Origin of the sequence: Nostoc sp. S13, assembly GCF_029379315.1 — a bacterium.
Taxonomy (GTDB): Bacteria; Cyanobacteriota; Cyanobacteriia; order Cyanobacteriales; family Nostocaceae; genus Nostoc.
This window is the reverse complement of sequence record NZ_JAQYWQ010000117.1, coordinates 1-21,559: the sequence shown is the minus strand read 5'-3', so window position 1 is coordinate 21,559 and position 21,559 is coordinate 1. Positions and strand designations below refer to the sequence as shown.

At 42.0% G+C, this 21,559-nt stretch carries 21 protein-coding genes and 2 pseudogenes; 8 read left to right on the top strand and 15 right to left on the bottom strand.

The features are described 5' to 3' along the window. Positions 1 to 244: 244 nt before the first annotated feature. The 4 genes from glmS to PUQ00_RS26720 form a co-directional block, all read right to left on the bottom strand. Positions 245 to 2,137 carry a glutamine--fructose-6-phosphate transaminase (isomerizing) gene (gene glmS / locus PUQ00_RS26735; RefSeq protein WP_300422345.1) on the bottom strand — a complete coding sequence of 631 codons (1,893 nt, stop codon included), beginning with the start codon at positions 2,135 to 2,137 and terminating at the stop codon, positions 245 to 247. 445 nt (positions 2,138 to 2,582) lie between these two features. Then, positions 2,583 to 2,828, bottom strand: coding sequence for a photosystem I iron-sulfur center protein PsaC (psaC, locus tag PUQ00_RS26730; protein ID WP_015196969.1), 246 nt, complete (start codon positions 2,826 to 2,828; stop codon positions 2,583 to 2,585). A gap of 479 nt (positions 2,829 to 3,307) precedes the next feature. Continuing rightward, positions 3,308 to 3,481 carry a hypothetical protein gene (locus tag PUQ00_RS26725; RefSeq protein WP_300422341.1) on the bottom strand — a complete coding sequence of 58 codons (174 nt, stop codon included), beginning with the start codon at positions 3,479 to 3,481 and terminating at the stop codon, positions 3,308 to 3,310. Between the two features lie 80 nt (positions 3,482 to 3,561). Next, positions 3,562 to 3,798 (bottom strand): hypothetical protein, encoded by a 237-nt coding sequence (locus tag PUQ00_RS26720; protein ID WP_300422340.1) that lies wholly within the window; start codon positions 3,796 to 3,798, stop codon positions 3,562 to 3,564. 208 nt (positions 3,799 to 4,006) lie between these two features. Here PUQ00_RS26720 and PUQ00_RS26715 point away from each other — a divergent pair, with 208 nt between their 5' ends. Further along, positions 4,007 to 4,375, top strand: a complete 369-nt coding sequence (locus PUQ00_RS26715; protein WP_300422339.1) for a Dethiobiotin synthetase — start codon at positions 4,007 to 4,009, stop codon at positions 4,373 to 4,375. A gap of 117 nt (positions 4,376 to 4,492) precedes the next feature. Here the strand turns inward: PUQ00_RS26715 and PUQ00_RS26710 are convergent, their stop codons facing one another. Both PUQ00_RS26710 and PUQ00_RS26705 read right to left on the bottom strand, forming a co-directional pair. Next, positions 4,493 to 5,104: a hypothetical protein gene (locus PUQ00_RS26710; protein WP_300422344.1), complete on the bottom strand. Its 612-nt coding sequence runs from the start codon at positions 5,102 to 5,104 to the stop codon at positions 4,493 to 4,495. A gap of 558 nt (positions 5,105 to 5,662) precedes the next feature. Beyond that, entirely contained in the window at positions 5,663 to 6,196 is a 534-nt protein-coding gene (locus PUQ00_RS26705) for a hypothetical protein (RefSeq protein WP_300422338.1), read from the bottom strand. A 753-nt stretch (positions 6,197 to 6,949) separates the two neighbouring features. Here PUQ00_RS26705 and PUQ00_RS26700 point away from each other — a divergent pair. The 3 genes from PUQ00_RS26700 (at position 6,950) to PUQ00_RS26690 (ending at position 11,694) form a co-directional block, all read left to right on the top strand. After that, positions 6,950 to 7,420, top strand: a complete 471-nt coding sequence (locus PUQ00_RS26700) for an N-glycosidase (RefSeq protein ID WP_300422336.1) — start codon at positions 6,950 to 6,952, stop codon at positions 7,418 to 7,420. Positions 7,421 to 7,972: 552 nt separating this feature from the next. Beyond that, a complete protein-coding gene (locus PUQ00_RS26695; protein WP_300422335.1) occupies positions 7,973 to 10,795 on the top strand; it encodes a GAF domain-containing protein in 2,823 nt (940 codons plus the stop codon). 128 nt (positions 10,796 to 10,923) lie between these two features. Further along, complete coding sequence (locus PUQ00_RS26690; RefSeq protein WP_300422333.1) at positions 10,924 to 11,694, top strand: hypothetical protein; 771 nt, start codon at positions 10,924 to 10,926, stop codon at positions 11,692 to 11,694. A 129-nt stretch (positions 11,695 to 11,823) separates the two neighbouring features. On the opposite strand, the gene PUQ00_RS26685 is transcribed toward PUQ00_RS26690, so the two are convergent. From PUQ00_RS26685 to PUQ00_RS26675, 3 genes are all read right to left on the bottom strand, one after another. Continuing rightward, positions 11,824 to 12,600 carry an ABC transporter ATP-binding protein gene (locus tag PUQ00_RS26685; RefSeq protein ID WP_300422332.1) on the bottom strand — a complete coding sequence of 259 codons (777 nt, stop codon included), beginning with the start codon at positions 12,598 to 12,600 and terminating at the stop codon, positions 11,824 to 11,826. 332 nt (positions 12,601 to 12,932) lie between these two features. Beyond that, positions 12,933 to 13,775: a methyltransferase domain-containing protein gene (locus PUQ00_RS26680; protein ID WP_300422330.1), complete on the bottom strand. Its 843-nt coding sequence runs from the start codon at positions 13,773 to 13,775 to the stop codon at positions 12,933 to 12,935. Between the two features lie 154 nt (positions 13,776 to 13,929). After that, a complete protein-coding gene (locus PUQ00_RS26675; RefSeq protein WP_300422329.1) occupies positions 13,930 to 14,307 on the bottom strand; it encodes a hypothetical protein in 378 nt (125 codons plus the stop codon). Between the two features lie 124 nt (positions 14,308 to 14,431). Here PUQ00_RS26675 and PUQ00_RS26670 point away from each other — a divergent pair, with 124 nt between their 5' ends. After that, complete coding sequence (locus tag PUQ00_RS26670) at positions 14,432 to 14,614, top strand: hypothetical protein (protein ID WP_300422327.1); 183 nt, start codon at positions 14,432 to 14,434, stop codon at positions 14,612 to 14,614. An 88-nt stretch (positions 14,615 to 14,702) separates the two neighbouring features. Here PUQ00_RS26670 and PUQ00_RS26665 read toward each other — a convergent pair whose 3' ends face one another. From PUQ00_RS26665 to queA, 4 genes and pseudogenes are all read right to left on the bottom strand, one after another. Further along, positions 14,703 to 15,380 carry an alpha-ketoglutarate-dependent dioxygenase AlkB gene (locus PUQ00_RS26665; protein ID WP_300422325.1) on the bottom strand — a complete coding sequence of 226 codons (678 nt, stop codon included), beginning with the start codon at positions 15,378 to 15,380 and terminating at the stop codon, positions 14,703 to 14,705. A 10-nt stretch (positions 15,381 to 15,390) separates the two neighbouring features. Continuing rightward, on the bottom strand, positions 15,391 to 16,173 hold the full coding sequence (locus PUQ00_RS26660; protein WP_300422323.1) for a hypothetical protein: 783 nt from the start codon (positions 16,171 to 16,173) through the stop codon (positions 15,391 to 15,393). A 268-nt stretch (positions 16,174 to 16,441) separates the two neighbouring features. After that, a pseudogene (locus PUQ00_RS26655) lies at positions 16,442 to 16,882 on the bottom strand (tetratricopeptide repeat protein); the annotation flags it as partial. 63 nt (positions 16,883 to 16,945) lie between these two features. After that, positions 16,946 to 18,130, bottom strand: coding sequence for a tRNA preQ1(34) S-adenosylmethionine ribosyltransferase-isomerase QueA (queA, locus tag PUQ00_RS26650; protein ID WP_300422343.1), 1,185 nt, complete (start codon positions 18,128 to 18,130; stop codon positions 16,946 to 16,948). A 245-nt stretch (positions 18,131 to 18,375) separates the two neighbouring features. Here queA and PUQ00_RS26645 point away from each other — a divergent pair, with 245 nt between their 5' ends. Beyond that, a complete protein-coding gene (locus PUQ00_RS26645) occupies positions 18,376 to 18,765 on the top strand; it encodes a hypothetical protein (RefSeq protein ID WP_300422321.1) in 390 nt (129 codons plus the stop codon). Positions 18,766 to 18,835: 70 nt separating this feature from the next. On the opposite strand, the gene PUQ00_RS26640 is transcribed toward PUQ00_RS26645, so the two are convergent. Continuing rightward, positions 18,836 to 19,354, bottom strand: a complete 519-nt coding sequence (locus PUQ00_RS26640) for a YraN family protein (protein WP_300422320.1) — start codon at positions 19,352 to 19,354, stop codon at positions 18,836 to 18,838. A gap of 247 nt (positions 19,355 to 19,601) precedes the next feature. Between PUQ00_RS26640 and PUQ00_RS26635 the strand changes: the two genes are divergently transcribed. Further along, complete coding sequence (locus PUQ00_RS26635) at positions 19,602 to 20,111, top strand: pentapeptide repeat-containing protein (protein ID WP_300422319.1); 510 nt, start codon at positions 19,602 to 19,604, stop codon at positions 20,109 to 20,111. Positions 20,112 to 20,236: 125 nt separating this feature from the next. Further along, positions 20,237 to 21,016 carry a Uma2 family endonuclease gene (locus PUQ00_RS26630; protein WP_300422318.1) on the top strand — a complete coding sequence of 260 codons (780 nt, stop codon included), beginning with the start codon at positions 20,237 to 20,239 and terminating at the stop codon, positions 21,014 to 21,016. Positions 21,017 to 21,167: 151 nt separating this feature from the next. Here the strand turns inward: PUQ00_RS26630 and PUQ00_RS26625 are convergent. Further along, a pseudogene (locus tag PUQ00_RS26625) lies at positions 21,168 to 21,439 on the bottom strand (hypothetical protein). Between the last annotated feature and the right edge of the window lie 120 nt (positions 21,440 to 21,559).

Below are 21,559 nucleotides of genomic sequence, written 5' to 3'. Positions count from 1 at the left end.
ATACAAGGTCAGTACCAAGTCGAGCGTTTTACATTTAATTAGGTTGAGCTACTTAAAGAGAGTATAGATTCGAGTTTTTGCGATCACATTTGGATAATTTTACTCTTTACTGCAAATCCAGCAAATACTTACTTCAGTATTAATAAATAGATTATACTTATAATCATTGCCATAAAAATGGCTTCTGCAAGCCATAGAACTTCTTCAGAAGCCATTATACATTAATTTAAAGTATAAAATTATACTATTCTACCGTAACACTTTTAGCGAGATTTCTTGGCTGATCAACATCCAAACCGCGACGGGCGGCAATATGATAAGCCAACAATTGCAAAGGAACTACTGTGAGGAGGGGAGAGAGTAACTCGTCCACATGAGACACGGGAAGAAGATCGTTAAAGATTTCGGCAGCTTCGCCATCATTGACGGGAGTAACACCAATTAACCGAGAATCTCTGGCTTTGGCTTCCTGGGCATTTGAAATAACTTTTTCGTAAACACTACCAGGTATTGCGATCGCAACTACTGGTACTTTCGCATCTAAAAGTGCGATCGGGCCATGTTTCATCTCTCCAGCCGGATACCCTTCGGCGTGAATGTAGCTGATTTCTTTTAATTTCAACGCCCCTTCTAAAGCAATAGGAAAGTTAATTCCCCTTCCCACAAAAATGAAATCTTGGGTTTCGGCGAATTCGTGGGCTAGCTGTTCAGTTAAATGTTCCTGACTTTCTAAAGTTGCCTCAATTTGTTTGGGAATTTGCCACAACCCATTAATAATTTTCTCTAAGATATCTTTTGAAACTGTCTGACGACGAGCTGCTAAATCTAATGCCAAAGCATAAAACGCCATCAGTTGGGCAGTAAAAGTTTTCGTCGCCGCTACCCCAATTTCAATTCCCGCTAGGGTACTAATGATATGCGGTACCAGATGACCGAGGCCGCTTTCAGGGCGATTGGTAATACCCAGTAATCGCGCTTGATATTTGGGTTCTTTTCCCTGGCGACGTTCTTTTTCCATCGCCAAAGCTGCTAGGGTATCGGCGGTTTCACCTGATTGGGTAACGCCGATGATCAATGTGTTAGCTGTCACGGGTGATGGTGCATAGCGATACTCAGAAGCGTAATGTACCTGAGTTGAAATTCCTGCTAGTTGTTCGATTAAATATTTTCCGATTAATGCTGCGTGCCAACTGGTACCACAGGCGACAATCTGAATTTGTTCTAAATCGTTGTATAAAGACGCAGGTAAACCAAGATTGATTGGCGATTCGCTAGATTCTCCCAGATTAGTAAAGTATGCTTCTAAACTAGCTGTTACTACCCCTGGTTGCTCATGGATTTCTTTGAGCATGAAGTGTTTGAATCCCTGCTTTTCTACCATTGCAGGATTGTAGTTGAGCAGTCGGGGTTGTTTTTTCAACCTGTCGCCAGCGAAATTGTAAATCTCAACGCCCAAAGGTGTGAGGCGGGCAATTTCGCCATTTTCCAAAGGTAGCACTGCACGGGTATAGGAAGCGATCGCAGGCGTGTCAGACGCACAAAAGAATTCCCCTTGCCCAAAACCAATTACCAAAGGTGCTTGTTGGCGGACAACAATCAATTCATCGGGGTAGTCAGCAGAAATAACTGCAAGTGCAAATGCCCCGTGCAAGTGGTTAACGGCTTGGCGAATTGCGTCTAGGAAGCCAGATGAGGCAGATGAGGGAGATGAGGTGGGAAGATTCTTTAAAAATTCGGCTATCAGATGGGGAATTACTTCTGTATCGGTTTCAGAAAGAAACTGATGTCCTTTTCCTTTGAGTACCTCGCGCAACTCGCGGTAGTTTTCGATAATGCCATTTTGCACCACCGCCACTCGCTTTGCCGTATCCATGTGGGGATGGGCGTTGTACTCTTCTGGTTTACCATGAGTTGCCCAGCGAGTGTGACCAATACCAATCTGGGCAGGGGTTTCTATTTGTTCGAGTTTAGAACGCAGGTTATGCAGTTTGCCCTTTGCCCGCACACAATTAACCTCACCTTCCCAAACAGTGGCGATTCCAGCAGAATCGTAACCCCTGTACTCTAGTTTTTCCAGGCCAGCCAGTAAAATGTCTGTCGCCGCTTGAGTGCCTATATATCCAACGATTCCGCACATTGTTACACCACTTTTTTTCAGGATGATTAAATCCAGTATAGTTGTAAGCACAAACTCGGACTTTTGCAAAGAAAAAAGGGAGTAAATTACTCCCTCTGCCACTAGGTATTGCTAAAGATGCTTTGTATTAAGAAACTTTAAAATTCTTGAGGACTGAGTTCTGAGTTCCGTTAGCGTAGCGCGGCATAGCCCGTGCTGAGTGAAGAATCAAGAAATTGTTTTTTTGATTTATTTCATTTTGCCTCAGGACTCAGCACTCAGCGAGAACTCTGTAGCAAGATGCCACAGGGTGCGGAGGCTTTCTTTGATGGTCTATATCACTGCCAAGAGGCGCAAAGGCTTGCGCCTCTTTTTTGTGTCCAAAGGAGGCAACCCTCCTAGAAAGAACGGTTGGGCAGTAGATCCGCATCGCGATCAGAAGTTCAGTGACTCAGCACTGAGCTTTTTAGTAAGCCAGACCCATACTGCGAGTTGTTTCAGCGCCCAGGTAAACCCGGATGCTTAAAAAGTCGGTGGGACAAGCGGTTTCACAGCGCTTACAGCCCACGCAGTCTTCTGTACGGGGTGAAGAGGCAATTTGAGCAGCTTTACAGCCATCCCAAGGAACCATCTCCAGTACATCAGTAGGGCAAGCGCGGACGCATTGGGTGCAGCCAATGCAGGTATCGTAGATTTTTACAGCATGAGACATTGAAAAAACCGCTCCTTTCGAGTGTTCTTCTCTGCGAAAGAATCATAATCAACGCATAGTTTACCGCAGTGGTTGATAGGCCGTAATCAAAAGGCTACATAACTTCAAACAATGTAATGAGTACCCTTGATATTTGTTTTTACGAGATTGCCCCTATTGACTTATTAATCAGCAACATCATCAGAGCGTATTTTCCCCAGTGATATACCATAATCGGGTTGAATCGTAAAGATAAATGAAACAAAAGTCAATCCAACAGATTAGATGGGGAAGTTATCTATTCCTTAGTCCCCGGCCCCTAATCCCTATTTTTAAGACCGACTCTCCAATACGTTCTGTTGGTGACAAAATAGGAATTGTTGCACCAGCAAAATCTTGAGGATTGCGAGTGATAATAGGATCAAGACTCTCAGCAACTTTTACAAATGGTTCTCACTCTACAAAGACATCTAGAATGATGTTAGTGTCTAGCAATACCTTCATTTGAGGTATTTCTCCACCAAGGCTGCTTCTAAAATTAGCTCCACTTTCGCATCGGTTGGTGGTGTTGTGTCTGTTTTCAGTAGCCCAGTCATCTGCTCTACTATATCTTCTGGCACTTGTGGGCGAGGTATGAGATCGTTTTGCAGTGAACGGGCGATCGCAGTCAGCAATTTTCTTAGCGATCGCTAACCGATAACTTCTATATTTGACTTTTTAAATCTGGCAATCTTATAATTTTTACTCCTACATATCAGAGGATTTCAGAAATCGCAAACTCATCATTTTTTATAGGAGGAATTTCTGTTGTAATCTTTGGTTCACTAACCACTTCCAGATGTTCTTCGGGATTTTTAGCATCAGCCAATTTATCTTTTGTATACTCATTTTCGCGGATTTGTCGAGCAATACTTTCTAGCAGCCAAAGTTGTTCTTCCACAGACAAGGCACGGACGGAGCGCTCAATTTCTTGTAAATTCGGTGATATCATTTTGCTTCTGATTCCCAAAAAGGTATATTTTCAAAGATATTATATGCAGTCTATCTGGTTAACCTAGAGCATCGCAAATTCTCCATCATTTTCCCCACGCCTATTTTTTCATAAATCAAATGAGATTGCTATAAATAACCAAAAGCCAGTTTGATGACTTTTTAATTAGGTACTCATGCTGAAACAAAATCTACGCTAAACTGACTACATGAATTACGAAACAGCTCGGAAACTCCTCATAGATCAGATAATCATAACCGAGGAAAACCCAGATGCGCTGTTAACGCGTATGAAACAGGGGATACCGCCGATACCTGGTCAGATCACCTCGATTTTGTTGGCATTGAAAGTGGTGTTTGAAGCCCTCAAAGATGCAAAGAGCCTAGACCGAGAACTGGCTTTGGCCCTTTATCAGTTAAGCATTAAGGCGCAACAGCTATTTGCAGCAGGGCATAAAGCCGGAGTTGATTGGCCACCACTACTGAAAGAAGATTTGCTACGAATTTCCTTAGCATCTGAAAGTATCTTTTCGGGTATATGGCAAACCCTAGCTCCTGTAGGGTTGGGGAAGTTGTAGAACACCAACTCAGTCATCTTTAAACCAGAAGAGATGAGGGGGATGAGGGGGACAAGGGGAATAACCTAATGCCCAATGCCCAATGCCCAATGCCCAATGCCCAATGCCCAATGCCCATTAACGATTTTGCAGTTCACTTTCTAACTTGTCTAGGTCAGTTTTGAGCAAAACCGTAATTTGACCGGTAAAAGCTTTGCCCGTCTGGGGTTGGGCAATTTCCACCCAATATACATAGTGATCGCCTACTCGTAATTCTCCCTTTAAAGCTTCCCGAATCGGAGTTTTGGCGAAACGCGCCGAGTCAATTACCTTCTGGTTAGGATACTGGTACACAACTTGGGCGCGATCGTAGTCTTGATAAATCTCCAAGCCATAAATCACCCGCAAGGATTCCTGGAGACGCGTAAATGTCATGCCGTTAATCGCATCATACATGGCAATGCGCTCACTGCGAATTCTCCCACGGTCTTTGGAAAATTCTATCCTGCCGGGAGGCAATACCGACGCTTGAAAAGTAAATCGTTGAGCAGCAGTATCAGTCTTTTGCACAAACAATTGCTCCCCACTAGCGGGACGGAGTGTTGGATGTGCTTTAATCCAGGTGCCTACTTCCTCTGTACTTTGCCCTGGTAAAGCATTAGCTTGGGAATCAAAAAGCGTTCCCACGCACAGCCAGGGTGCTAGAAATAAAGGCAAAATCAAACAGTTAGACAGAGATTTTTTCAGCATTTTCCGATTCAGGACTTTCATGGAAATTTCCCCATTAATGGAGTAACCATAGTTTTCCCGTTTTTCAGATTATTTCAATGGGTCGCAGCGATTCTCTTTGTGAGAAGTACGGTGTACACACAAGTCGAAAAAAGCGATGAACTGAAAAATTTACTCGACCGACTATTAAATCACCGAGGAAAATTAAAAATCACGGAACACTGTCATTGCAACTTAAATATGAAACAGCTTAGTGCAGAATTTTGCAAGTTCGAGCGAATCCTCTTAAAAAAACTCTGCGTACCTCTGCGCTTTCCTCAGCGTCCCTAGCCTGCGGGAAGGCAAAGCGTCTATGCCTTTCAAAACGGTAGGTTAGTCTAAAGCCGTAACGCACCCTAGTGAGGTGGCACAGCTAAAATAGTGTATAAAATCTAGTTATTGTGATCTGGACTGGAAAGCCTGCACTGGAAGGGCGAGACGCTTATCGCACGGGATGATTAGAGTACATTATTTTAGACTTGCCACGCTACTACCATTAATGGATGATTTAATTTTTTCCTTAATCTAGATAATGTTCAGCTATTTTAGTAGATTAGGGCGATTTTGGTAAGGAGAGGCTCTGTCAACGCCAGGAGGATGAAGTGGAACACCTAGTGCATCTTTTAACTGTGCTTCTGTAACTCCTAACTTTGCCGCAGCAGCTGCAAAATCAGGTCTGGGTGGACGCTGATTGCGATCGCCTTGATTTGGAAAATTGCTAGGGACTCCCAACGCATCTTTTAACTGTGCTTCTGTAACTCCTAACTTTGCCGCAGCAGCTGCAAAATCAGGTCTGGGTGGACGCTGATTGCGATCGCCTTGATTTGGAAAATTGCTAGGGACTCCCAACGCATCTTTTAACTGTGCTTCTGTAACTCCTAACTTTGCCGCAGCAGCTGCAAAATCAGGTCTGGGTCGACGCGGCTCTGTCTCCGATGGTTGGTTGAGCGGTAGTTGCGCCTGTGCAATTTGATGGAATTGATTAGCGGCATTTGCTTGATTGAGTGAAATCAAACCAAATGTCCCAACCAGAACAGGAATTGCTGTCACGACTAGTAATCGACGAATATTCATGATTAAAATCTCCAAAAGTTTATATTTCTAATTAAGTCATCTCAAAATGACAAGCCTGCGCTATTTCTGAATTACAGTTTTGTAATTTGAGTCAGGAATCCTCTGGCAACATCATGGCTGAGGGCGAGGCGAAATGCAAGGGTACTTCAATTTAGGATTATTTTGTCCTACCCCCTGACTGTCTTATTAAGATATAACAATAGATTTGAAAGCTTGAATCCTCCCAAAACCGTTAGTGGATAAGCTTAAATAGACTGAATTAGACATAGGACTTACGCAAAAACTCTCTCAAACTCTTATTTCCAGCATTCGCGCAGCGTCTCCCCTTCTCCCAAAGAAAGAGGCTAGCGCCTGCCGTAGGATGCCCGAACGCGAACAGCGTCTCCTTTAGGAGAAGGGCTGTAGGGAGAAGTTCAGATGCCTGCGGCGGGCTGCGCCAACGGCCCAAGCCGCCGCTCCGACTTCTCGCTGTGTTCTCTGTGTCTCTGTGGTTCGTTTTTCATGTACTCATGCGTAAGTCCTAAGACAGTTAGGAGCGATCGCTCGGTAGCAGTTTAACTAAATTCTGGGGGTTTAAGTCAAGAGCGTACTCCTGTGTCTAAGCAAGCTACACGTCGGCGGAGCCTCTTAAACAGAAGCCTCATTACGAATTACGAATTACGAATTATTTTAACCCCTTCATACAAATCAAGGGTTTTGAAATCTAAAACTTTCAGGTACCCTGAAGTTGATATATAAAAGAGCAATTTTCAAATGACCATTTACTTTTATAAGGTTTGGCAGCCTTATGGCTGTTTTTCTAACTTTTCTCCCCACGGAATCCACATCCAGGGTACTTACTGGCCAACGGTTGAGCATTATTATCAAGCCCAAAAGTTTGTCGGCAGCACAGATGCGGCAATTATACCCCTGATTCATGCCGCCGCCACCCCAGAAGAAGCTGCTGCTTTGGGAAGATGTAGCGATCGCCAACTCCGTCGAGACTGGAATTTAGTTAAAACTCAAATTATGCGAGAAGCTGTACTCAAAAAGTTTCTCACTCATGTTGATATTAGAGAAGTTCTCTTGAGGACAGGCGATGAGATTTTGGTTGAAAACTCCCCAACCGATTCTTTTTGGGGCTGTGGTGCTAATCAAGCCGGTCAAAACCATCTCGGTAAAACTCTCATGAGTGTGCGTGAAGAAATCCGTAATTTACTATCTTTAACGGTAATTTACGAATAGTTTAATCAAAATAGTTACATTCAACACAAAATCAGCAATTATACGGGGAATAGTAAAATTCCCTAGCTAAAAATATTTGAAAAAGTTGCTAATAATTTGGTTATTTTGTTGAAAAAATCGCAATTAATTGAAATTCTGAGCAAAAATGGTAAAAAATATTTTTAGTTTAAAGCAACTATCAAGAAATTAGTTGAGTGTTCTCACTGAAATAGTTTGATGATTGAGAATATAAAATTAATAGGTATCTAGAATTAATATTTTCTCAAGTTGAGATTTGAGAGGATGTTTTGAAAATCTTTGGTGATTAGCTACCAAAGGGTTTTAGATTCTCTGAAATCAATTTTCTCAAGCTATGGAGTTCAAGCAAATATCTGATATTTCTCAAATATCCTCTAATCCATTCCCAAAAATATTTGCAACAGATGTAAGCCACTAGCAACGCATTTGTCGCCGGAATTTCGTGAAATCCGAGCAAATCAAAGCATTGTAAGTTGAAAGTTATCATCAGGACAATTATAAAAAATTAGACTTCAGTCAGAGTGTATATAGACAATGACATTTACCAAGAAACCAAACGAGTTGCAGCAAAGCTTAGGCCAAAAAAGTTTACTGCACCAGATGATCAAACAGATCAGGCGATCGCTCGACCTCCAAGAGATATTAACGACTACCGTTAGCCAAGTGCGTTTATTTTTGGATGTAGATCGGGTGAAAGTGTATCGCTTTAATGCTAGTGGTAGTGGTGAAGTAATTGCTGAATCTATTCATGAGCAACGTCTGCCATCTTTATTGGGGTTAAACTTCCCAGCTGATGATATTCCAGAAGCCGTCAGAGAGATGTTTCTGTTAATAGGGCAACGTTCGATTGTGGATGTGCTAAACGGGAAGATCGGGCTATCGCCTGTAAAGTTAATAGAATCTGGCAAACATCTAGAAAGTAATATCTATTATCGGCAGGTAGACTCGTGCCATGTTCAATACCTAAAGGCAATGGGTGTGCAGTCTTCGTTGGTAATGCCAATTTTACATTCCGACCTCCAAGAACAATCGGCAAAGCCTAAATTGTGGGGATTGTTGGTAGCTCACCACAGTGAACCGCGAGAGATTTTGAAGCGGGAACTAAAAGTATTGCAGGAAGTTACTGACGAAGTAGGGATCGCGATCGCTCAAAGTAATCTACTCACCCAATCCCTCGCCAAGCAAGAGCGAGAAGCTACTATTAACCGAGTTACCACACTATTACATAAACTACCGACAATCCAATTGCAGAAAGCGCTAGAAGAAGTTATTAGTGGCTTCGGTGGAGTCGGTGGCAGGCTTTACATTGAACAGAATGGGGAACTATACACCTGGGGCGACCAGCCGAAACTCCCCTATCAATCAGATAATAGTATTATCGAACAGCATCTCGTATGGCAAGACTGGATGGCTGAGTGTAAACCAGGTCAGATTTGGGCAAGCGATGACCTCTACAAAGAACCACGTTTGCGAGTTTTGGCTTTAGGATTCCGTTCTACTAAAATTCGCGGACTCATGGTGATTCCCCTACATTACCGCGAAAAATTTATCGGTGTATTAAGCATTTTTCGCTCTGAATTTGAAACAGAAATTTTGTGGGCGGGACGATGTGAAGAAAATCGGCGACAAGTGTTACCCCAGCTTTCCTTTGAGCTTTGGCGAGAGCAAAAAAAGGGGCAATCATCTGAGTGGAAGCCGGAAGAAATCTTATTGGCGCAAGCCTTATCCGAGCATTTCTCAATGGCAATTGAGCAGCACCAAATGTATAAACATGTACAGATGCTCAATACCAACCTAGAATTGCAGGTGCAAGAGCAAACTGCTGAACTCCAAAAATCATTACTGCTTGCCAAAGTACTCAAACAAGTCACAGAGCATATTCGCCGCACATTAGACTTACAGACAACCCTGCAATCCATCGTTCGGGAAGTCCGTCCCCTGCTAAATTCAGACCGAGTACTGATTTTCCAAATGAAGAGTAGATCAGTGATTGTGGAAGAGATTAATGGTAATTGGCAGTCAGTTTTGGGATTGAATGCACCATCGGAATGCTTTCCTGATGAATATAACCGTCTATCCTTTCTGGGCAGGGTAACGGCAATTAACAACGTTTCAACTGCTGCTTTAAGTGATTGTCATCGAGAGTTTTTGCAGAATTTGCAAGTGCAAGCAAACTTAATAGTTCCGATTAAGATCGGTCTGGAATTATGGGGCTTAATAATTGCCCATGAGTGTGCGGCTCCCAGAGATTGGCAGGATGCAGAAATTGATTTATTGCAACAGCTAGGAGATCAGGCTGCGATCGCCATTCAACAAGCACAACTCTACGAACAAACCTGTAATGCCGAAACTGAATCCAGAAATCAAGCTGCCCAGTTAGAGCATTCCCTACATCAACTCAAAGAAACACAGACAAAATTGATTCACATCGAAAAAATGTCCGGCTTAGGACAGTTGGTGGCGGGTGTCGCCCACGAAATCAATAACCCCGTTAACTTTATCTACGGGAACCTCTGCCACGCCAGTGACTACACCGAACAACTGCTAGAAATTTTACGTCTCTACCAGCTACACTATGCCGATCCCCATAGTGAAATTAGCACGGCGATCAAAGCAATGGACTTTGACTTTTTGCTAGAAGACTTCCCGAAAATCATCAGCTCAATGCAAGTAGGAACCGATCGCATCCGCTCAATAGTACTGTCATTACGCAATTTTTCTCGCTTGGATGAGGCTGAAAACAAGCGCGTTGATCTGCATGAAGGCATTGACAGCACCTTATTAATTTTGCAACATCGGCTGAAAGGAAATGCTGAATTTCCACGCATTCAGGTAATCAAAGACTATGGCAACATCCCACTGGTGGAATGCTATGCCGGCCAAATGAATCAGGTATTCATGAATATTTTCAGCAATGCCATAGATGCCCTAGTAATGGGGAAGCTGTGGCCCCCTGTGGGGATAAGCGGCAATGGGGAAGGTGGGGCCCCCTCTAGGGATCAGGAGCAATGGGGAATGGGGAATGGGGACAATGAGAATAACCCATACCAAATGCCCACTATCCACATTTCCACTAAAGTCTTAGTAGACAACTCTCGTCTGTTGATTCGTATTAGTGACAATGGGTCTGGAATGACTAAAGAGGTGATAAATCGAATTTTTGACCCGTTTTATACTACCAAACCTGTAGGCAAGGGTACAGGATTGGGACTGTCAATTAGCTATCAGATTATTGTTGAAAAACATGGTGGAATAATGGAGTGCATTTCAGAACCTGGCAAAGGTACAGAGTTCTGGATTGAGATTCCCATCAAGCCTAAACCAACTATTGAAAGCAAGATTTTAGAAGGGTTGTAGCTGAAATTGACACCAATACCAGGCAAATCGATTTTCTAGTTTATTTTCAGAATAGTCTGAAATAGGGACTCCTCTGGGTGTAAGATTATACGAAGTTGAATAGCGAGAAACAGTTGAAATAGCGCCTTATGTCAATTATTGCGCTCAGAGCGTGGTATCTCCAAGATTACGAGCCGATTCCAGAACTGGAAAAACGTCCGCCAGACATTCGCTTAAGCAAAAAAAGCCTGCTGAAATCAGCATTGCGAGCAGACTTTTTGGAAGAAAGTGACGAAGTTAAGGACTCAACTTGGTTTGGACGCTATCTGGAAGGGGAAAATATTGAATTTTATATTGAAGGTAGTGGTGGCTATTGCGTCGCTAACATTGACTTAATTAGTCATGAAATTTATTTCACCAAGCAGGCGGTATTGGCTCAGTTAGAACCAACGATTTTTTTATCCTCTCAAACTGAGTATGCCGCAGCGACGAATGTTCTTAGAGAAGAACTGCGAAAAAGTTTAGACAGTTTAAACTTGCGATCGCGCCTTTCCTTAACATTAGTAGAATCCTCTCGTCCCAGTGGTGCTAGTGTCCGAATTAATCGCACGATCATGCGAAAAATCCGTAAGAGTTTGTTATTTATAGCTGACACCACACCGATTGCTAGTATCGATAGTAAAGAAACCCCCCAACTAATTCCCAGTCCAAATGTCTGTATTGAGATTGGCTATGCTATCCAAAGTAAGCGGTCTGAACAGATTCTATTAGCGCAAATGCAACGCCCAGACTTTGAAGGGCAATTTCCCTTTGACTTACCCACACAGCAAATTTTGCAATTCCAAGACACCACAGAACTGAATAAAATCCTCACAGGAACCATTGAAAACCAGCTAGCACGATTCAAATTGTTTTTTTGAGCAACATACAGCAGATTTTAAGGAAGGTGAAGTACACAACGATTCGTCTCAAAGCCACGTATAAAGCCTATTTTAATTCTGTTAGCGCAGTGGGGCGTAGCCGATTCTGACGAATGTATTCTTCGTCAATTAAACCGCAGAAATGGCACAAACCTGTAATCCAACAGGTGTCTGAATAATCACTGATTCTACACCGAAGACTTGAGCGATCGCATTTGGTGTCAGAACTTGTTCAGGTGTACCAACTTCCCAAATCCGACCCTGTTTTAATAATGCAATGCGGGAGCTATACCGGGCTGCTAAATTCAGTTCGTGTAAAACTGTGACAATAGTTAATTCCTGCTGCTGATTCAGTTCTTTAAGCAGTTCTAATAGTTGCAATTGATAGTTGATATCTAAAAAAGTTGTCGGTTCATCTAATAGTAAAACTTTTGGTTCTTGCGCTAGTGCTAGAGCTAAAAAAGCCCGTTGTTTTTCACCACCTGAGAGTTGTTCGACTAAGCGATCGCTCAATTTTTCTAGTTGCGTCTTTTTAATTGCAGCTTCCACTTTCATCCAATCTTGGGGGTTTAATTCCCACTGCCACCAAGGTTGATGTGGTGTGCGTCCTAAACTTACTAATTGTCGCACTGTTAAGCCAACGGGAACCGTTTGTTGTTGCGGTAATAATGCTAGTTTCTGTGCAACTAGATTTGGGGGTTGAGAGTGAATTGCTTTGCCATCAAGTAGTACTGTTCCTTGCTGTGGGGAGAGAATACGACTCAGCAATTTGAGTAAAGTAGATTTACCTGAGCCGTTAGCACCAACTAAACTCAACCATTCTCCTGTTTGCAGAGTCAGGTTAATGTCTTTAATAATTGCTACTGAGGTGTAACCGCCTGTGAGGTTTTGCAGTTCGAGTGGCATTTGCTGAAATTCAAAAAACAAAAAAGAGAAACTTAATTTTACCGGATTTGAATGGATTATTTAGCTCGACTTGATCCATTTAGCGGAATTTTAGATTTTCAATTTTAGATTTTGGATTGTTGGCGTAGCCTAAGAACAGAAGATGATTGCATGCAAAACTTAAAAAGGTCTGTTCGCACAGTGTCTCCAAGAGTTGTCTCTGAATTTAAACCGAGAATAAATCTCAAATCTAAAATCTAAGATTAAATCACAGAACTAGTGACTTGATTGCTCTTTTCAATCTAAAATCTAAAATCTAAAATCTAAAATCTAAAATCTAAAATTGTGCGCCCCTACTTATTGCCGGACAATAAGCCAAACCGAATTAATCCGCGCTGATAACCGCGACGCATTAATCCCAGTGATAATGCCCCTTGGATGGTAGTCCAACCAGCATTTAGTAAACCCCAAAACGCTTGGGGAGTGAATGCGGAATCAATCACTACATTCCAAAAGGGGGCAACGGCGGTAGACCAATCAGCAGTGCGGATATTATGTAATGGTAGTTGATGTGCGATCGCTTCATACTCCGGCAAAGAAATCACATAAGGCAAACAATACACCCGATAAATATCCTGCAAGTGCTTTTCTTCATCCGTCGTCAGTGGTGACTCATCAGTTGGTCGATGACACCATGTCACCATAATTAACTTGCCACCAGGCTTCAATACTCGGTAGCACTCCTGGAGAAACTTCTTTTTATCTGGCATATGTTCACCGCTTTCCAGCGACCAAACCAAGTCAAAAGAATTATCAGCAAATGGCATTGCTTGAGCATTTGCAACTTGGAATTGTGTTCTCAAGCTCAAATTCGCCTCTAGGGCGCGTTCCGTTGCTCTCGCGGCTTGCACAGGACTCAATGTAATCCCTGTAGCCTTAGCATTAAACTTTTCTGCAAGGTATAAAGAACTGCCGCCAATCCCACAACCCACATCTAGGATATTTTCTGCTGCTTGTACCCCTGCCCAATTAAGCAGTTCTTCAATTAAATCAATTTGAGCCTGACGACGATCTTTTTTCTGGGTACCGTCCGCGCCATAGTAGCCGTGGTGCATGTGTTCGCCCCAAACCTGTTCCCACAGACCAGAGGAAGCATCGTAAAACTGCTGAATTTGCTGGTAAAGTGTTGCGCTCATGTTTTAAGTTATTGAAGTCTTACTTGAAAAAGTTTAAAAGATATCTCTGCTATTTAGAGATTGATATTAATTTTTCTTTCTAAAGTATCAAAATAGAAGTATAAAAAAACTCCCCTCTTGAATGAAGGGAGTTAGCTGAAAAAATTAATGAATTTTATTGACTCAGCAACCCAATAGCCATCTCAAGATAGATTTTCGCCTTGTGCAAGGCTAGTAGCTTCTCTTGAGTGTACCTATCCGGGTAATTCATGATTCTCCCTTCCATCGTGATTTTGATAAGCGCTGCTTGCTCATCAGTAGGTGCATTCATCTCATCTATAGCGTTACTCAGTGCTTGCATAAAAGCAAAGGTAGGAGGTTTTAATCCCTTCCCTGCTTCAAACTGGGATAACGCCATACGAGGGAATACCATCAACGATGTAATCCATGAAGTCTTGTACCCTTTATTGCCAGTTGGTTTGATGCCGTAGCGTAAGCATAGGTCACGCAGTTCTTTGATGGTCTTTATTTCGAGTTCCGAACGTGTAAACATAGAGTTACCATTTCTCAAAAGTGGTATCGGTAGTGAACCGTTTTGCTGACTGATTTCACTACCGATTAAATACTCTATTTGGTTGCGCGCAATCGATTCAAGCTATATTTACCTTTATACATAAATGCCTAACCCGAAGGGAACTCCTGAAAATTTAGAACCAGGTCAACGAAAAGGACAGGAACCGTTAACGGCTAACCTCAGTTTTAGAGTGTCAGAGTCAATGAAAGAAGCAGTTAAAACTAAGGATGATCCGCCTGAATTTTGTCGTCAAGCTATTCAGAAGGCGCTAGATGACGGCGTGTAGTTAATTGTTCAGTAACTTATTGAATATAAAAAGCCTCTCTTACACAGTAGAGAGGCTGTATATTGCAAATAATTGTTTCCAAATACCATCAACAGGAATGACCAATTGCTCTGAAAGTTAGATTAATTCTTGGTTGAACCTTCTTCGATGTTTTTGGGATCTGATGCTGCCAAAAATGCTGCGTTGATCCCGCCATAACAACGAGGCTGCCATGTGTTAACTCAATTTCGGCTTTCAAATCCTTATCGTGCTTATGCCTAAACATAAACCTTCTTGCTCCACCAAAACTAACAGAACCAATTACAGGATTGTTACCTAGTTCGGGTTCAGCATCAGTGTGCCAGGAAATTCCATCATTTCCGTCTCTGTAAAGATTGAGCAAAACACTGTTAAAGCTAACTTTTGCAATCTCCTCAGCTTTCTCTTTTACTTGTAGCAACGTAGGCATCCAAGGTTCCGGGTCAAGATGAATCCCTGAGAATTTATATGACTTGTTTCTATCTCCATACCAAGCCGTTTTTCTTGGCAAGTTTACTTCCTTACCGTAAATTTTCATCTTGTCTTGTCGCCATTTTATTTCGTTAAACAAGGTTTGAAAAAGTTCATCGCTTTCTTGCTGATTAAAAAAATTGTGATAAAAAATTACATCTGCATCTACCATAGATAGGACTTCTTTTTCTGCACTCTTTAATGGCTCATCCATAATCGAATCAAACCCGGAAAATAAGCTACCTTGAATCGCATTTCCAGTTGATTTATTTTTCATTAAACTACTCCTAAAGTATAGCTGTAAACTGTCTTTCGTATCTTTTGATTATTCTGGTTTCAAATCTTCCAGTGTTAAAATAAAAAACATCTTTAGAAATAGATTCATTTGTATGAGATGAAAATTTAATCCTATGATTGTTACAAAATAAATTATGGAATTTATCTATTCTGTAATTATAAGTATTATGAGAAGGGCTTGTACAAATAATACGATTAATGCCTGTAAAAGAATTGTTCATTAATCTGTATAACTTATCTAAGTCGAATTTTTCTACATCGATTATGTTTGAAAAAAGATGAATTTTAATATTATCATTATTTGTATTAAAATCATTATAATTTAAGTCATCTATATACTTATTGACTGTCCAATTTATAAAATTATTAGGAAAACTGGTCTGCAACATTTGGCGAACAAAACCGTAACCACGCCAAAGTGCAATTGAAGATGGCTCTATGAGTGTGATTGATTCTATTTTAGGAGTAATACATTTTTCAATAAAATAATCAAGTAAAATGCAAGTTGCAAGCGCTTGACCACATCCCCAATCGATAATTTCTATGTTTTTACCTTCTATATATTCAAAGTTGGTTAAAGGAAACGCTGCATAGAGTTTATGAAAATGGTGTCCGCCGTAGAGAGCGATGTATGTATCACATTCTACTTCTTCCGTGAGTACTTTTTTCCCACGATCTATATTGGGTAAAGGAGTTGGAAGTTTTTCTATTGTGGGTTTGTAAATATCATCAAAAAACCGTGTTTGTATTTTCTGTGGACTGTTAACGAGCATGAGAAGCCTTAAGAGTGGATTTGACTACTCTCTTAAGTTACCCAGATCTTCACTAAATACTTAATGCTTATTATACTTAATTTTCTATGTATTGGCTCTGAAGGTATTATTGGTGAAACTTTCCATGTATCTCTCCAGGATAAATAAAAAAAACAGCTTACTCCGTACTTAACCTTAGACTATACATATTTTACTTAGTTTATATTTCACCACTTAACAGGCTTCAGAAGTTTTTTTAGTATAAGCGTACTATGCTGTGTGTATTACACTACGATTGACTGGCTTGAGGTTGCTGTTGCCCACTTTTCTGGGCAATTTGCTGCATTAGCTGTTGAATTTTCTCAGCTTGCTCAATGTTGCCTTGCTGACGATACTCATTATGGGCACGTTTCAAAACTCCACTGGCTTTGTTGAACTCGCCCTGATTATATAAAGTTACTCCCAAGTTATAGTAAGCTGAGGCGTTTTTAGGATTTAGGCGAATAGCTTGCCGATAAACAGAAATAGCCTGAGAAGCTTGACCTTAAATTGCTAGCAAATTTGACATATTATTGTAGGCTGTGGCGTTTTTAGGATCTAGCTGCAAGGCTTGGCGATAAGTGGCGATCGCTGGCTGTATTTGACCTTGTTGTTGCAAGGCGATCGCTAAGTTAAAATAAGCATTGGCATTGCTACTATCAAGATTAATTGCTTTCTGGTATGCCGCGATCACTCCCCACTCCCCATTACCCCTTATCCCCAGAGGGTGCCCCACCTTCCCCACTCCCCACTTCTAACTCCTAACTCCCACAGCTTCCGGCAAAATTAGCATGGCATCACCGAATGAATAAAAGCGATATCCAAAAGCGATCGCTTCGTTGTATATATTCAATAACCGTTGTCTGCCAATTAACGCACTTACCAACATCAGCAAACTGGAACGCGGTAGGTGAAAATTGGTAATCAAACCATCGACCACCCGCCATTGGTAGCCGGGATAAATAAACAAGTCTGTTTTACCACAAAATGGTTGTAAATTAAGAGATTGAGCCGCCCCTTCTAAAGCCCGTACTGCCGTTGTTCCGACAGCAATAATCCGACCGCCAGCTGCTTTAGTAGCGCGGATTTGCTCGACTGTGGCGGCGGGAACTTCAATCCATTCTTCATGCATGTGATGGGTAGTTACGTCCTCTACTTCCACAGGGCGAAATGTGCCTACACCAACGTGTAGCGTCACAAAAGCTTGATTTATTTTGCGATCGCCCAACTTTATTAATAATTCTGGGGTAAAATGTAATCCGGCTGTAGGAGCCGCGATCGCTCCTGGCTGTTTGGCATAAACTGTCTGATACTGTTCATCAGCAGCTTTTGAGTCAGTAATGTACGGTGGTAGCGGTATTTCACCAAATACCTCTAACAGTTGCACCAAAGATTTTCCCTCTGGCACATCAAATTGCAACAAACGCCCCCCGGTGGCTGCATCTGTTTCTAGAACCGTAGCTGTAAGTTCAGGACTCTTTACTGGGTAGGAATCTTCCCAATCCCCAATCCCTAATTGCCTTGGTTCAAAAATAATCTTCGCTCCCTGTTTGAAGCTTTTTCCTGGCTTAACTAAACTTAACCAACAGTTATGTTGCCGTTCTTCCAACAGCAACACCTGGATTTTAGCACCAGTGGATTTATGACCATAAAGCCGCGCTGGAATAACTTTTGTATTGTTCATCACCAACAAATCATTAGAGCGCAGCAGTGCAGACAAATCATGGAAAATGTGGTGTAGGGGCGCTGTTTGGGTGCCTGTGGTGGGAGAATTAACCACCAGTAAGCGTGAGCTATCTCTAGGAACTGCTGGGTTTTGGGCAATGAGTTCTGGAGGTAGTTTGTAGTCATAGCCAGCTATCGAGCAATCTAATTCAAAATCTTTTGCTTGTGATCCAGAGGTATCTTTCAAATTGGCTTCTACTAGTTTTTGGTTTATTTAGTATTTATACTCAATTAAAAAAGCTGATTTGAGCTTTCCCTTCTAAAGGAACTTTAAGGCATCTTCGCTCAGTTTTCTCGCTTGGCTATAAGATTGGTACTATTAAGTAACACGCAAAAATTAACATAAAAACTGGGTAAACCTCCCCATCTAAAAACGGGGGATTTTACCCTACCGGGAAGAGGCATTGATTGACGAATATAGATATGTAGGATTGGCTTTGATCCCAAGCACCAACAAACATGGAATACTTGTACTATCTGGCAAATGCCAGTCTAACCCTGAGGGTCGTTCAACACCTCCACGCTAGACCCCAGACACCAGTTTCTTTCGTCACCGTAATTCATCAAATTGATGGCTGGGTGGTTAGGATCAAACTCAAAAGTCAAGTCTCGCCTCAAGAGGATGGGGACTTTCGCGCTTTTCTAAATGAATTAGGAATTAGCTATGAGCCGCCAATGAGGGTGCAAATGGCACTTTGGAGTTTGGAAGCGGGACAGTGCCCTGTAGACGTGATGCGTCGCTATCAGGTAGCGATCGTCTCTCATGGTAGCCCAGAGAGAGACGAAATAGAGGCGTTCCGGCAACAGTTTGTCCGGGGCTTAGGCTATTGTCCAGAAACTTTGGCGTGATCCGATTTGGTTGTAACACCACTACCAAATTATTGGTCATTGGTAATCAAGATATTTTATCTATTACCAATTAACCATTATCAATTGAAGAGTCGAAAGCTGCCAGAATATATTCTTGCAGCTGAAACTTATATCCGGCTGCTGATGAAGTAGCTACAGCTTCCTGGCTTGGTGTAACCTCACTCAGATTTTTTGATATTCTTTGACAGTAGACAATAGCAACATCAAATCTACAAGAATAATCTGCTTTATCAGGGTAGTGGGCTAAGAATATTCCAGCTGTACGCGAGATTTTTGCTTGCTTTCGTGGGGTGATTGCGCTTCTTCCCCCTGCATCCCAACTCCCTGAACTGCGGGTTTTAACTTCAACAAATGCCAATAATGAGTCGGGAGTCGGGAGTCGGGAGTGGGGAGTGGGGTATTCTCCCCTGCTTTCCTGCTCTTTCGCAGTTACTCCATGATATTCAGCAATTATATCGATTTCTCCCCAACGGCTAGAAAAGCGACGATGGAGAATTATCCAACCTGTAGATTGCAACCATTGAGCTACTAGGTCTTCTCCTAATTGACCAATATCTGGACAATGCATATAAACTTTAGTATTCTCGGTTATTTAATGACTTAATTCAACAGGAAAATAAGAGTTTCTAGCAGTTACCCAAAATCATACTCCCCTGTTGTGCTTATTCTTCCCTTCCTGGCGTGGCATTCCCAACAGTCAAATTGAAGTTAACATAATTTGGGTAAATATCCATATTTTTAAAGGATTTTTGCGCTAACATCTCTGACTCAAGGATAATGAGATAGAGGAGGGTTCGCCATTGGCTAAAAATCGCATGAATTCTAAGTTAAGCGCCCGAATTTGGGCAAGCATACTCAGCCTATTCCTGTGGGGAATAGTTGGCATCACCACAACCGTAGGTTTTGCTCCCACAGCTTTGGCACTCGAATATAATAAAGAAATTTTGGTCGAGGCTGATTTCTCAGGACGTGATTTAACAGACTCCAGCTTTACCAAAGCTAATCTTCGCCAGAGCAACTTCAGCCACGCTAATTTGCACGGTGTCAGTTTCTTTGCAGCAAATTTGGAGTCTGCGAATTTGGAGGGTTCTGACTTGAGAAGTGCCACTTTAGACTCAGCTCGTTTAGTTAGAGCAAATTTGACAAATGCATTGTTAGAGGGTGCATTTGCCGCTAACGCCAGATTTGACGGTGCAATCATTGACGGGGCAGATTTTACCGATACGCTGCTGCGTTCCGATGAGCAAAAAAAGTTGTGCAAACTTGCCAAAGGAACTAATCCGATTACAGGACGAGATACGCGTGACACGTTGTTTTGTCCTTAGTAATTTACTCATTTTGCTAGTGGCGATCGCCACTAGTCAGAAACTCACATCTGGTAAAATTGGATCTCAGGTCTTGTTGAGAATGATACAAGAGAGTTAATAATAGCTGCAATACTTTTCAAAGCATGAGTGAAACACTTGCTAATATTGCCATACCGCCCCAGTTTCCCGATCATACTCAACTACCAGAGTCTGATGGTACGTTTGTGAAAAATTTTCAAGAGCATCCCCAAACCATCATTCTCACAGACTCAATTGCTCAGGTTTTGCAACCTCTACATCCAGATGGACAGTATTGCATTGGTCAAGATTGTGGTATTTATTGGCGAGAGACTGAACCACCAGAAAAAGGAGCAGCAGCACCCGACTGGTTTTATGTTCCTGGTGTACCACCAACGCTAGATGGCAAAAACCGTCGCTCCTATGTTTTCTGGCGGGAATACATACCGCCATTGATTGCCATAGAACTAGCTAGTGGTAATGGCGATGAAGAACGTGATGTCACTCCTTTACCTCTAGCTGGTAGTCGGGAAGGCGCAAAACCAGGTAAATTCTGGGTATATGAGCGAGTAATCCGAATTCCCTACTATGCCATTTATGAAATTAGTAATGGCAAACTGGAGGTTTATCACCTGGTAGATTTTTCTTACCACAAGATACAGCCTAATGAGCGAGGCCACTACCCAATTCCTCCTTTAGGAGTAGAACTAGGCTTATGGCAGGGAAGCTACTTGAATAATCCTGAGCAATTTTGGTTGCGCTGGTGGGATTTAGAGGGAAATCTGTTACTGATTGGTAAAGAAGAAGCCGAGTTGCAAAGGCAAAAAGCCCAGCAATCAGAACGAAAAGCTGCACAATTAGCAGAACGGCTCAGGGCAATGGGTATCGATCCAGAAGTAGAGTAATATTTACTAATGTTATGGTAAGCCGAAAAACCTAGTAATCACGGGTAAAAGCTTACTACAGACTTTAAACAGCTTTTCAGTAGTAGGCAAATCAGCACTTCATCGGCGGCGATCGCATTTCTTGCCTGAAGTCCAACTACAGTCTTGTATATCACTGTGCCGTCCTGAGCAATGTACCACCAACTGCATAAACGGCATCAAAACCAATTCTTTCTCCCCAAAGTGCTGCATCGGTTTGCTTGGATCGTAATCGAAGACTCGTTTCGACTAAATCATCACCGATTTCGTAATCTTTGTTTCAACATTAATTGAGATAATTTTGCCAATGTTCTCTTGTGTCTCAACTTTGGCACGGATACTTCTTTGATAGAGTTCTTTTCCACGTCGGGCGACTTCTTGGCTACTGAGCGTCGGGTGGGACATAAATAAATCCCCTGTTTAAGCTGTTAGATTCTTCACTTCATTGTAGAGCAGAAGCTATATATAGGAATCCTATTTGAGTTTTGAACAAGCTCCGTACATCTGAAGAGTGGCAAAGTCAAA